This window comes from Bacillus cereus group sp. MYBK101-2 (genome assembly GCF_051918845.1).
In the GTDB taxonomy this organism is placed as follows: Bacteria; Bacillota; Bacilli; order Bacillales; family Bacillaceae_G; genus Bacillus_A; species Bacillus_A paranthracis.
On the sequence record NZ_JBQAIE010000002.1, the window covers coordinates 674,415 to 687,460 of the forward strand.

The window sequence follows — 13,046 nt, forward strand, 5'->3', positions numbered from 1 at the left end:
ATTACTGTAAGTGCCAAAATATATTATTTGTTAGCAGACATATTCAATATTTTCATATGTGGGCAGTTTGCTTTTAAAAGTGCAATGAATTTTTCTTCTTCTTGTGGTACGAAAGTTGTCACAGAGTCGAATAAATTATAATGGATTTCTAATTGCTGTCTAGTCCATTTCTTTGAATGAAGTTTTTTACCAGAGTATTTAATGTGGCGAATATCTTCAAAGGGAATTTCAGTACGCAGTATGAAACCATGTTTTACGAAAAGAGATGATTCCGTTACGTTATAGTGAGAGAAATAGAATGAAGAAAGATTCACGATATTTAGCAGCATCATGAGGGTGAAAAAAATAGAATTTTCATTTTGGAAAAATAGTGAAATGAAAAAAATCATGATAAATAATGTAATAAAAATGACGTGAAACGGATTTTTTTTCGCTTTAAATTTCAAGTTAGTCACCTCGGTATACGTGTACTTTAACTAAATTAAATCATAACATCGTAATAAAACGTGTGAATATGCATAATTGCATATTCACACGTTTTATTGCTTCATGTCCTTTTTAAAGAATATTTTATAGACGTTTTTTATAAAGGTTTGAAAAATAGGTAAACGAAACATTGAAATGTTTATTTCGTTTATGTTAAGATGATGAAGTGATAATAAACGTTATTGAAATTTGTTTATTTTAAAACGGACATTTTAAAGGAGTGTTTAGTATGAGCGATATTTCGGAGAAGTTTTGGGATGCGTCGGTAGAGGAATTGAAAAAAGGGTATGTGTTTGATGAGGAAACGGAAGAGTATATTTGTTTAGCTTGTGGAGAAACGTTTATTAAGGGTGTTATTTATCAAGATAATCAAGTTTTGTATGAAGCAGAGAAGTTTGTACAATTGCATGTGCAAAACGAACATACATCTATGTTTGACTATTTATTAAACCTTGATAAGAAGTATACGGGTTTAACGGATTTGCAAAAGAAGATGGTTCAGTTTTTCCATATGGGGCTGAATGACAAAGAGATTGTGAAAGAGATGGATGGCGGAAGTACTTCAACCATCCGCAATCATCGTTTTACACTTCGAGAGAAAATGAAGCAAGCGAAAGTGTTTTTAGCGTTAATGGAACTGTCAGAAGAAAAATCAAAAGTACAAACGAAATTTGTACCCATTCATAGAACAGCAACGATGGTAGATGATCGTTACAATATTACAGAAGAAGAAAATGATGAAGTATTAAAAACGCATTTTACAGAGGGATTAGATGGACCGCTTTCTAAATTTCCAAAAAAGCAAAAGCGTAAATTAATTATATTACGTCATTTAGTGAAGAAGTTTGATAGTCATAAAAAGTACACTGAAAAAGAAGTAAATGCTATTATAGAAAGCGTATATCCGGATTTTGTAACTTTAAGAAGATATTTAATCGAATACGGGTTTTTAGATAGAACAGCTGATGGAAGCCAATATTGGGTGAAGTTATAATAACATAGGAAAGAATATGAATAGAAGCACACCATTACAACAAATATACAAAAAGATGTAAGTTGAAAAACAGATTTTTAATAAAAGGAGAAATGAAATTTGAAACCACCTACAAATAACAATAAAGAAGGTGCGGAGTCACATAAGTTAGAAAGTGAGAGTAAACCGATTTGGAAATCGATGTCCATGTTTTTAGTACCGTTACTATTAAGTAATGTACTACAATCAGTTGGACAATTATTCGGTATGGTAGTAGTAGGAAGATGGCTTGGAGTGAATGATTTAGCGGCCATATCGGCATTCTTTCCTCTATTTTTCTTACTCGTTTCATTTGTAATTGGTATTGGTTCAGGTAGTTCTATTTTAATAGGTCAGGCATTTGGGGCAAAAAACGAAGATCGTTTAAAAGCGATTGTTGGTACGACGTTGACATTTACTTTTATTATTGGAGTTGTGTTAGCGATAGTAGGTAGTATTTTTGCAATGGATATTATGCGCCTTATGGGAACGCCAGAAAATATTATTGAAATAAGTGTACATTATGCACGTATTTTATTTATATCGATGCCAATCTTATTTTTATATTTCGCATACACAACGTTTATGAGAGGTACAGGAGATTCTAAAACGCCATTTTACTTTTTAATTGTAAGTACAGCGCTAAATATGATCTTATTACCAATCCTTATTTTTGGATGGTTAGGAGCTCCGAAATTAGACGTTTATGGAGCAGCCTATGCCTCTGTTATATCTACAGTTATTACGTTTATTGTCATGTTAGTGTATTTAAAGAAGAAAAATCACCCACTACAATTAGATAGTACGGTAAGGAAATATCTTCGAATGGATTGGGGTTTATTAAAGCTATTACTACGACTCGGTATTCCAGCGAGTATTAATATGATATTAGTTTCATTATCAGAAATTGCGGTAATCGCGTTTGTAAATCGTTACGGTTCGGATGCAACAGCGGCATATGGCGTTGTGAACCAAGTTGCAAGTTATGTACAAATGCCAGCCGTTAGCCTTGGTATTACAGTCTCCATTTTTGCTGCACAATCAATTGGTGCGAATCAATTTGATCGATTGCAGAAAGTTGTGAAGGCTGGAATTATTATGAACTACGTCATCGGTGGTGTGCTAATATCTCTCATTTACTTGTTCTCAAGAGACATTCTAGCACTATTTTTAACGAGTCAAACTACAATTGAAATTGCTCATAGCCTAGTTATGATCACATTATGGAGTTATTTAATTTTCGGTCATGCGCAAATTATTAGTGCGACAATGCGAGCAAGCGGTACAGTATTATGGCCAACTGTTATTGGCGTCGTATCAATTTGGCTTGTTGAAGTACCTGTAGCGTATTACCTTTCTTACCATACAAGTCTTGGCATAGAAGGGATATGGATTGGATACCCAGCAGCATTTATTGTCAGCTTAATCTTGCAATATGCATATTATAAGCTTTCATGGCAGAAGAAACGAATTACACGATTAGTGAGTTAAATATTGAAAATGTCCCTAAGTTATTTTACTTAGGGACATTTTTTTGTAAAGGTATGTTTATAAATAGCTTTTTAAAGTAATATCAAAATGTTGTCTAATGAGTTTATTATCACTCATGTAAAACTCCCACGCTTTTTCTGGTTCACCGATAATTTCAAAAGATTCTTCTGTAATATATAAGGCGCAATTATCCTCTAGTGCAATGCCTTCTATATTACCTTGATGATTTTGTAAAAAGGAATGGAAGGCGTTCATTCTATTTAATTGATTATAATGTGGACAAAACCTTTTGTTCACAATGCCCCAGCCGTTGCTCTCTATATAACCAGAACCTCCATAATCTGAGCGGATACTAGATGTGAACCAGCACATAGCGCCAGCGCTGTATCCTGCAATGAGTGTTCCTTGCTGCAGAGCCGATAGTAATTTTTCATCGAGCTTATGTTCTTTCCATTCTGTAATCATTTGAATATAGTTTCCGCCACTGAGATAAATTAAATCAGCAGACTGAATCATTTCGTCTATTTCATATTTAGAAGGTGTATCGGCTATAATACGTAAAATTTGTACGTCACAGTGTAATTGTTTTTCGAATGTGTCTAAAAATAATTTTATATAGCTTTCATCATCATGACTAGCTGTAGGAATGAATAATACTTTCGGATACTGTTTATTTGTTAATTCTATAAGTCGCTCATTAATAGGCGAGTGATTTGAATCTTGTAAATCACCGCCACCAATGACAGCTAATTTCATAGTAAAGCACCACCTAATCATTTTCGTTATATAAAAATTCGATAGAAGAGAGTTACATTCCTTCTGTGATGTAATGATTAAGTAGAAAATATAGTTTAAATATATCGGAATAGTAAAGCAAAGGCTGGTTATATTGGGAAATGAATTAGAAACAATTTATTAATATATAATACTTCATACTATTGTTTCAAAATATGGAAACAATATGTTTAAATGGATATAAAGAAGCATGTATTCATATTGAATGAGTGCTTATCCTTTAAAAAAGAATTGGAAATAATAGAGATTTTACAAATGAGTTTTTACTTTTAATAGGAAGTTGTATTACAATATGGTAAAATTATTTCAATATATTTATTTAATATAAAAATACAAAGAGGGAGCGTGAAAAAAGTGGATTTTCGATTTGAATTTACAACGAAGGTGAAGGAATACTTGGATGATGAGAAGGATGAAAAAATAATAAAAGATGGACATAGAGATATCATTTTTCAGTATTTATATCCGCTAGAGAGTGAAATTGGTATTTATAAAAATCCTAACTTTACTTTTTTTGCATCAGGAAGACGCTCACATATCGTATTAGAAAACATTGAATTTAAAACAGAGGTAAATGTAAAAAGTAACATCATTGAAATTACAAAAATAGTGGATAATGTCGTTATCCCGTTAGATACTATCGTAGCGAAAGATCGGGAATTGTTTGCACTTGGACGTAATGAGAAGTTTAGTGTACAAATATTAGAGCAGTATCTCTTTGATACATTTGGTGAAAAATTAGGTTTAAAATGAATGGAATTGCCTATGATAGGTAGTTCATTTTTGTATATATCATTTACGTTTGACCTTTCATGTAATTTGTACTACAATTCGTAGTGTGAAAGGAGCCGCATTATGTTTACTCAAAACTATAAGCTAAATGAGCAAGGGTTAAATCATTTCTTTGGACCGCTTGAAGCAAAAATTATGGAGATTGTTTGGTCTAGCGAGGGTATTACGATTAAAGAAGTACAGCAGAAATTAAGCGAAGAATCACCTGTGAATTTTAATACTGTGATGACAGTTATGAACAGGTTAGTAGAGAAATTACATTTAGAAAAACAGACTGTGAAAAGAAGTGGCATATATCGTGCTGTACAAACAAAAGAAGAATTCTTATCCAATCAAACGAAGAAAATGACACAGGAATTGATGGGGGAATTTGGAGATTTAGTTGTAAATCATATGCTAGATGAGTTAGAGCAAGTTGATCCGACTTTAATAAAAAAGTTAGAAGATAAATTGAGTCAGTTAAAAAAAGAGGATTAATGAAATGAAATGGCAAATGCGTAAAATCGTATTGTTAGCAGTCATTGTTAGTTCCCTCTTTTTTAGTATGCTATTGTATTACGTTACATATCCATTTCTGTTTCAAAATAAGGCGTTCTTTCTTTCGAATTTTTGCTTGTTTCAGTTAGAAAAACATATGAAAGAATTATCGCTCATTCGTATTATAATTGCTGGATTTTTACTACTTAATGTGTTTATCGTGTGCAAAAGAATATGGCGACAATTTTTCGATACTAAAAGATTACAAAAAGTACTTATCGCCTTCGTTCGAAAAGGAAAACAAATATATATATTGCCGACTGCGGAAGTTGCGGCATTTACAATTGGATTATTTCGTCCGAAAGTTGTCGTGTCAGAAGGGATGCTTCAAACATTTTCAGATGAAGAAATGGATGCGATTATTTTTCATGAAGAATATCATCAAAACAATCGAGATCCGCTAAAATTATTTTGTTTTACGTTATTAGCAGAAGGAATGATGTACATACCGGTCTTAAAAGGCTTGTTACAGCGGTATCATACGTATCAGGAGCTAGCTGCTGATAAATATGCGATGCAAAAAATGGAGTCTTCGTTTGAGTTAGGTAGCGCGTTATTAAAATTAATTAAAATAAAGACAATGGAAAATCGATGTGTTACAGCTTCATTTGCAAAAACAGCAATCAATTTACGAATTGAGCAAGTGTTACATGAAAAAGTTGTTAAGCTTACTATTCCGTTACATACGAATTCGGTATATGTAACAGTAGGTTTATTCTGTATGTCGGTTGTACTAATTGTTGGAGAGTGCATATAGCCTCTTTTTTTTAAGAATTAACACTACTTTATGTAGTGTTTTGGGAGGAAGAAAAGTGAAGAAACTAATTGCCATTATACTGGCTGGGGCATTAATTTGGGCCGGAGTGAATTTTTATAATACAAAGAAAGAAGAAAAAGAAAGAAAAGCGAAACAAGCGGAATTACAGAAAACAGAAGTATTACCACAAGTAGGATTTAAAGCACCAGACATAACATTAAAAGGATTAGATGGGAAGCTGTATTCGTTACATGATGCAAAAGGTAAACCATATCTTATTAATTTTTGGGCATCATGGTGTGGTCCATGTGAAATGGAGGCACCTGACTTAGTTCGTATGTATGATAAATATAAAAAGGATGTTGAAATCTTTGCGGTAAATGCAACAATAGGAGATCCAGTGCAAGAAGCGAGCGCTTTTGCGGATCGTCACGGATTTAAGTTTCCTGTTTTACTAGATATGGACGGAGTAGCCGGATTAGATTATAAAGTGTTTTCTTTGCCAACGACATTTTTTGTTAATAAAGATGGAATTATCGTAGAGCAAGTACGAGGCGTACTACCTCCAGATCAATTAGAAGAGAAATTTAAGAAATTAATTGAGAGTTAAGAAGGGATTTCATAGTGATGGAGTGGATCGTGAGGTTACAACCCGTATCTCTTATAATTGGAAGTTTATTTGGATTTATGTTGATGAAACGAAAGATGAAGAACGAAAGTGTACCATATGAAAAAATGATGGATGCAGTAACAAATACTTTTCTTATCATCGTATTTGTATGGAAATTTGCACCGGCAATTTTAAATCCAGTATGGGCTATTAGGTCGCCACTGCAAGCATTATTAGCTATAGGAAGTACGAAACATATTGTAGTAGGATGCATAATTGCAAGTGTATACATTGTTTGGAAAAGTAAAAAGGGGCAATTTTCGCTTCGTACTTTACTTGATGCATTACCTATTGCGCTATGTATGAGTATTATTTTTTATTTTCTATTCCACCAAAAAGTAGGAGTACAAACGACATTGCCTTGGGGTGTGAAAGTATATGAATCTAATTTTTTATATCATCCTATATTCGTATACGAGATCATTCTGGCTCTTTGTATAGTGGGCTTGTTATGGATGAAAAATGAAAGGCTTGGAAATGGAAAGAATATAAGTGTTTTTCTAATTATTGAGGGGTTTGCTCATATTATTATTTCGCTTGTTAATGAACAGAATTCGGTTCTATTTGGTTTATCGATGCAGCAAATACTAAGTTTTTGTGTTATGAGTTTAGGGATTTTGTACGTGCCGAAAAGATAAAAATAGCCATGTGCGGAGGAATCCGCACGTGGCTATTTTTATTACATCTATTAAAAAATCGGCGGAGTAACAGAAAATAAAACAATGGCATTTTTCTCGAATTGATTTACCCATTTATGTTTTAAATAAGCGGGTATTTTTACGCTATCACCCGTTTCTAATATGTATTCTTCTTCATTTAAATGTAATGTGATTTTCCCTTCTAATACAAATGCTAATTCTTCACCTTTATGTTCTAGTACATTTTCTGATGAAGCTGTATTCGGCGGGACGGTCATAATTGCTGTTGCTAAATTTCCTGTGAAATCAGGTGATAGCATTTCATATGATAAATTATCGATAATCATTTTTTTGCGTTTATGAGAACGTACAATTAAATCGTCTGTATTTGTATCCTCAAGTAAAAAGCTAAATGTTGGAACATCAAGAGCCTTAGCGAGTACTTTTAATGTTTGGATAGAAGGGTTAGCAGATCCACGCTCTATTTGACTTAACATAGATGGTGTAATATCAGCCATCTTTGCAAGTTCTTTACTCGTTAAACCTTTTTCTTTTCTTTGTTTTTCAATTTTTTTACCAATATCTATATTTTCCATAATGAAAATCTCCTTACTAATTATTAAATTATATTTAAATAAATTAAATTAAAATTAACAAAAGTGGATAATTTATGTTAAACTATATTAAAATTAATTTAATTATAATTTATTAAATCGCAAGCTACAAGGTGATGAGGAGGAAGAGGAATGAAGGAAATAGAGAAATTAAAAGAGGAATATCCACTATTAAATAAATTGATTGAAATAGAAGAAGTGTTTTGGCTGAATCCGAACATGGAAAAGTATGAAACGGCAATAAAAGATTCGCCACTCAGTGAAGAGAATGTAAAAGATGCGGAGGAGAGGTTAAAGCGTTTTGCATCATACATTGCGAAAGTTTTTCCTGAAACGAAAGACACAGGCGGTATTATAGAATCACCTTTAGTGAAGATACCTTCTATGAAACAGTCTTTAGAGAAAAATTACGAGCAACCTATATTAGGAGAATTATTATTAAAATGTGATAGTCATCTCCCGATATCAGGATCAATTAAAGCTAGAGGCGGCATTTATGAAGTGTTGAAACACGCTGAACAATTAGCTTTGCAGCAAGGTATGTTAACAGAAGAAGATGATTATTCCATTTTAGATAGTGATACATGTAGAGAGTTTTTTGCCAAATATTCAATTGCGGTCGGTTCAACAGGGAATTTAGGGCTAAGCATTGGGATTATGAGTGCGAAACTAGGTTTTAACGTAACGGTTCATATGTCAGCAGACGCGAAACAATGGAAAAAAGATTTATTAAGAAGCAAAGGTGTAAATGTTATTGAATATGAAGCTGATTACAGTAAAGCTGTAGAAGAAGGAAGAAGGCAAGCAGATGCAGATCCTAGCTGTTATTTTGTAGATGATGAAAACTCACATGATTTATTTTTAGGATACGCAGTAGCAGCATCGCGTTTACAAAAACAATTAGAAGAGTTAGAGATTGTAGTGGATGAAGAACATCCGTTATTCGTTTATCTACCATGCGGAGTAGGGGGCGGGCCTGGCGGCGTCGCATTTGGTTTAAAGTTATTGTATAAAGACAACGTACACTGTTTCTTTGCCGAACCTACGCATTCTCCATGTATGTTACTCGGTTTAATGACAGGACTTCATGATAAAATTGCCGTTCAAGATATCGGAATCGATAATGTAACAGACGCGGACGGACTAGCGGTAGGAAGACCGTCTGGATTTGTCGGTAAAACGATAGAACCATTTTTGAGTGGAAATTACACAGTAAGTGATGAAGAGTTATATAGATTGTTGAAAGAGCTAGCAGATACAGAAAATATTTATTTAGAACCTTCTGCATTAGCGGGTATGATAGGGCCAGTGAAAGTATTCAAAGAAGATACGTATTTAAAAAAACAACAGTTAATAGAGAAGATGAAGAAAGGTACTCATATTGTGTGGGGAACTGGTGGAAGTATGGTTCCCGAAGACGTGATGAATGGGTATTATAAAACAGGGGTGGAAGTAACGTATAAATAAAAATGGGGCTGTATAAACTGGTACCTATGTCAAGGACACACTAAAAAAAGAGATTAAGCAATTAGAAGATGATTCCTATATTGAATAGGGGTCATCTTTTTTAAGTTCCATTGATATCGATAATTGTTATAGTAAACCATATAATGGTTTATTTTTGCCTTTAATTAATTCTGCATCGCCTTTATCAGCTGCTCAAAAAAAACGGTCGTAAATGTCATAGGTATAAGAAGATGACCGTCTTAGATATTCTAGGGATTGTGTATAAAACGACGGTAAAGCATAGACAAGCTGCCTAGCGAAAAAATCGCATTTTAATAGGCTTCTTTAGCATGCCTACTTTTTTAACACTTGCTAGTTTTGAAACAAGAATCATTTCGTATCTAGTAATTTAATTGGTTAGCTTGATGGGCATGTGGTGCTACCCCAGGTTGTGAAATTATTACAAATAAAAAACTAGTGTTAGCTCCTTATAGGGGAATTAGAAATAATGTGCCTATATTCTAATAGAATTTTTGGTATAATTTAGGTGGAAATATATTTTTAACAAAGGAGATTCATAATGAGAGGTTTAAAGAAAGTATTTTCTTTAATTTTTAATAGTAAAAAGAAAGAAATTAAGAATAACAACCATAAAGAACTAGCCTCAAAAATAATGAACTATTTTATTGAACTAGAACATTTTAACTTTATGAATTGTGATAAAGAATCATTAAGCCTTTTTAATTTAAAAAATTATTTTCATAAAGAACCAACTATTGATTACTTCGACTTTATAAGGCCTAATGGTTCACCTCAAAATTATATGCAAATATTTCTACAAAAAAAGAGAGAAAGTGCAAAAGGTAAGTATTTAATGGATGCAAAAGCATCGTTATTCTATTTACCTGTTGCAAAAGAAGAAGTGTTAAGATACTTTTCTAATGAATTTGATAAGAAAATTAGTTTTACTGATTTTCAAGGATTTCCTAATAGTTTTCTTATTCATATTCAATTAGATCATATGCTTAAGCGAATAAAGGATACAACGATAGAATCCAGTGTGGTAGTTAGTCCTATAATTAAGTATTTTCTCCGACCTGGAAAAAGTTTGAAAGAATTAGAGATGGATTTAATAAGTACAATAACGTCAGTAATCGAAGGTGGAAATTATAGTAAAATAAGTAATGATTTAGAGTTTACTGAGTCTGAAGAACACATAGAATTGGCCAGGGCTATAAAATTTATACATGTTAGATATAAAAACTGGTTAGAACTTTCTCGAAACATTCAAAGCACATTGAAATCATACATAAAACATAGCCACTTCGATAAAGAGGGAGTTTTTCGATTTTCTAGTGATAAGAATTACGAAAAGAATATTCGACTTACATACAAAGAATATGTTGGAGTAAATAGTTTCTATATTGAAGATTTAGAGGAAGTAAAATATAACATTAAGCATGAAAAGGTAGGTAAAGCATTAAAGACATATTTAGCCTTAGATAACTGGGAACTATTAAAAAATTCAGGAGAAAGAGTAGACTTTTTTGATAATAACAGTGTTAGTGAGATAAAAAGAATTTTACGAAATATCCCAATAACAAGATGGCCTTCAGGTTTTCCTCTAGGACTTATGCAGCAGGTAGCTTTAAATCTTATAATTGCAAATTCAAAGGAAAAAGAGGGTTTTATTTTTTCTGTAAACGGTCCTCCCGGTACTGGTAAAACTACATTATTAAAAGATGTGTTTGCAAATATTATTTTTGAGAAAGTAAAGTTTTTAAAGGAAACACAGGATTTATTTACAAAAATACAATTTTCTGAGGGACAAGAGGATTATTATTATTCATTTCATTCAAAACTTAAAGAATACCGTATTTTAGTAACATCAAATAATAATGCTGCTGTTGAAAATATAAGTATGGATTTGCCTAAAGATGAGGACTTAATGAAAAACAATTACAAGTTTTTAGGATATAGTAAGGTCGAAAGTCGCTGGGGGAAAATATCAGCCGCAATGGGGAAATCAGCAAATATAAAGGAATATTTTCAAAATATTTCAGATGAGCTTAATGATCTGTGTAGTATACATGAAGATGCTGAGTATTCCTTTGATAGTTTAGAACAACAGATATCAAGTATGATTAAAACCGTGCAAGTAAACGATAACTTTGATGATATAGATGACGAAAAGTGGCAATCATCACAAAAACAATTTGTTAATATTGATGGTGATAATAAAGAAGATCGAATTAATTGTGTTCGGAGTAAGCTATTCAAAACAATGATGGATGAATATTGTACTTTCTTAATTGAAAATCAGGACAAAATAGAAAAAAATTTAACTTTAGCAAGGGCTTATTTTTTAGGTGGGAAAGAAAAAGCGAATCTTGATTCTCAAATTAATGAAAAGCAAAGGGAAGAATTCATTCAAGCAATGTTTGATACCATATTCCTACTTACACCTATAATTTCTTCAACCTTTGCGTCTGTTTCAAGATTTTTAAGGGATTTGAAAACGGAAGATATTGGTTGGCTGTTTATTGATGAGGCAGGTCAAGCTACACCACAATCTGCAATTGGAGCCATTTGGCGTTCTAGAAATGTTGTGGTGGTAGGTGATCCATTACAAATACCTCCGGTTGTAACGTTGAGTGATGATCAACTCAAATTAATAGCAAACGAAAGTGCTGGAATTACGAGTGAAAGCTCATTTTTCCATCATTTAACTAGAAGTGAAGTAAGTGTACAAGAATTTGCTGATCTTAATAACAAATTTGGTGGAACAATGATTGACTCCAAAAATAACACAAAGTGGTTGGGCTCACCGCTTCGTGTTCATAGACGTTGTGACAGCCCTATGTTTGAGATATGTAATAAAACAACATACCAAGACAAAATGTTACATGCGACTAAGAACAAAGATATGGTACAGGACCCAATGTACATGAGTCAATGGTTGAATATTGGAGGAAGAACTACTGGTTCAGGAAATCACTATATTTCAGAGCAAGGAAAAAAAGCAATTGAGATTGCCAATAAGTTTACGCAAAATAATCCAGGGAAAGATTGCTACATTATTTCACCTTTTGTAAGTGTGGTTCAAAAGTTAAAACAGTTAAACAAAAATTCAGTAGAAAACAAAAAAATAGAAATCGGAACGGTTCATACTTTCCAAGGAAAAGAAGCCCCATTAGTTATTTTAGTTTTAGGAGTAGATGATCAGCGAACAGGACCGTTAGATTGGGCATCCAGCACTCCGAATCTATTAAACGTTGCAGCAAGCAGAGCAAAAAAATATTTTGTTGTAATTGGGAATTCAGATACTTGGGGAAAAAAGGAATATTTTGATACAGCTTTTAAATATTTATCGAAAGAAACTATAAAGATAGAATAAGGGTGTTACCTTATTTTTTCTATCTTGATTTTATTGAAGTTGCTAACTAATTTGGTATAAGAGATATAAAACTAAGAATCTTATAAAATAAAAAAGAGATGTAGAATAATCTACATCTTTTTTGTGTATTAGAAATATAACTTAACTCTGTATTATTATTAGGAACAGCAAAATGTTGCTTTTCTAAGAGAAATTTTTGGAATATAAACTTTACCGTTTTCAATTTTGTATTCAATATCATTCTCTTTTAATTTTTCAGTGTCGACAGTATGTATACTATCGCCCCATCTAACGAATTCTTCATTTTGATTATTTTGATAAAAATAATATGCTATTAACAAACAAAAAATTAACAAGCATAAAAGAATAATAATTTTCTTTTTCAAATCTATCCCCCTAATTGATTTAAAT

At 32.4% G+C, this 13,046-nt stretch carries 13 protein-coding genes and 1 pseudogene; 9 read left to right on the forward strand and 5 right to left on the reverse strand.

Going from position 1 to position 13,046, the window contains the following annotated elements:
* Positions 1-23: 23 nt before the first annotated feature.
* Entirely contained in the window at positions 24-446 is a 423-nt protein-coding gene (locus tag ACTFSI_RS08880; RefSeq protein ID WP_000669079.1) for a PH domain-containing protein, read from the reverse strand.
* A gap of 269 nt (positions 447-715) precedes the next feature.
* On the opposite strand from ACTFSI_RS08880, the gene ACTFSI_RS08885 reads away from it, so the two are divergent.
* Both ACTFSI_RS08885 and ACTFSI_RS08890 read left to right on the forward strand, forming a co-directional pair.
* Entirely contained in the window at positions 716-1,480 is a 765-nt protein-coding gene (locus tag ACTFSI_RS08885) for a DUF2087 domain-containing protein (protein ID WP_440045334.1), read from the forward strand.
* Between the two features lie 99 nt (positions 1,481-1,579).
* On the forward strand, positions 1,580-2,989 hold the full coding sequence (locus ACTFSI_RS08890; protein WP_044790523.1) for an MATE family efflux transporter: 1,410 nt from the start codon (positions 1,580-1,582) through the stop codon (positions 2,987-2,989).
* A gap of 57 nt (positions 2,990-3,046) precedes the next feature.
* Here the strand turns inward: ACTFSI_RS08890 and ACTFSI_RS08895 are convergent, their stop codons facing one another.
* Positions 3,047-3,745: a peptidase E gene (locus tag ACTFSI_RS08895; RefSeq protein ID WP_044790522.1), complete on the reverse strand. Its 699-nt coding sequence runs from the start codon at positions 3,743-3,745 to the stop codon at positions 3,047-3,049.
* A 393-nt stretch (positions 3,746-4,138) separates the two neighbouring features.
* Between ACTFSI_RS08895 and ACTFSI_RS08900 the strand changes: the two genes are divergently transcribed.
* The 5 genes from ACTFSI_RS08900 to ACTFSI_RS08920 all read left to right on the forward strand — a co-directional run bounded on the left by ACTFSI_RS08900 (position 4,139) and on the right by ACTFSI_RS08920 (position 7,178).
* Positions 4,139-4,537 (forward strand): DUF3942 family protein, encoded by a 399-nt coding sequence (locus ACTFSI_RS08900; protein ID WP_001983153.1) that lies wholly within the window; start codon positions 4,139-4,141, stop codon positions 4,535-4,537.
* 102 nt (positions 4,538-4,639) lie between these two features.
* Complete coding sequence (locus tag ACTFSI_RS08905) at positions 4,640-5,053, forward strand: BlaI/MecI/CopY family transcriptional regulator (protein ID WP_000495065.1); 414 nt, start codon at positions 4,640-4,642, stop codon at positions 5,051-5,053.
* Between the two features lie 4 nt (positions 5,054-5,057).
* Positions 5,058-5,870, forward strand: coding sequence for a M56 family metallopeptidase (locus ACTFSI_RS08910; protein ID WP_139895822.1), 813 nt, complete (start codon positions 5,058-5,060; stop codon positions 5,868-5,870).
* Positions 5,871-5,925: 55 nt separating this feature from the next.
* The gene (locus tag ACTFSI_RS08915; protein ID WP_139895823.1) at positions 5,926-6,480 is read left to right on the forward strand and encodes a TlpA family protein disulfide reductase; all 555 of its coding nucleotides are present in this window, start codon (positions 5,926-5,928) and stop codon (positions 6,478-6,480) included.
* A gap of 17 nt (positions 6,481-6,497) precedes the next feature.
* A complete protein-coding gene (locus ACTFSI_RS08920) occupies positions 6,498-7,178 on the forward strand; it encodes a prolipoprotein diacylglyceryl transferase family protein (protein ID WP_139895824.1) in 681 nt (226 codons plus the stop codon).
* A 50-nt stretch (positions 7,179-7,228) separates the two neighbouring features.
* Here ACTFSI_RS08920 and ACTFSI_RS08925 read toward each other — a convergent pair whose 3' ends face one another.
* On the reverse strand, positions 7,229-7,774 hold the full coding sequence (locus ACTFSI_RS08925) for a helix-turn-helix domain-containing protein (protein WP_000427640.1): 546 nt from the start codon (positions 7,772-7,774) through the stop codon (positions 7,229-7,231).
* A gap of 150 nt (positions 7,775-7,924) precedes the next feature.
* Between ACTFSI_RS08925 and dsdA the strand changes: the two genes are divergently transcribed.
* Positions 7,925-9,259 (forward strand): D-serine ammonia-lyase, encoded by a 1,335-nt coding sequence (dsdA, locus tag ACTFSI_RS08930; protein WP_440045335.1) that lies wholly within the window; start codon positions 7,925-7,927, stop codon positions 9,257-9,259.
* Between the two features lie 53 nt (positions 9,260-9,312).
* On the opposite strand, the pseudogene ACTFSI_RS08935 reads toward dsdA, so the two are convergent.
* Positions 9,313-9,411, reverse strand: a pseudogene (locus ACTFSI_RS08935) (IS3 family transposase); the annotation flags it as partial.
* A gap of 407 nt (positions 9,412-9,818) precedes the next feature.
* On the opposite strand from ACTFSI_RS08935, the gene ACTFSI_RS08940 reads away from it, so the two are divergent.
* Positions 9,819-12,635, forward strand: coding sequence for an AAA domain-containing protein (locus ACTFSI_RS08940; RefSeq protein WP_440045336.1), 2,817 nt, complete (start codon positions 9,819-9,821; stop codon positions 12,633-12,635).
* Positions 12,636-12,793: 158 nt separating this feature from the next.
* Here ACTFSI_RS08940 and ACTFSI_RS08945 read toward each other — a convergent pair whose 3' ends face one another.
* Positions 12,794-13,021, reverse strand: coding sequence for a hypothetical protein (locus ACTFSI_RS08945; RefSeq protein WP_044790517.1), 228 nt, complete (start codon positions 13,019-13,021; stop codon positions 12,794-12,796).
* Positions 13,022-13,046: the final 25 nt, after the last annotated feature.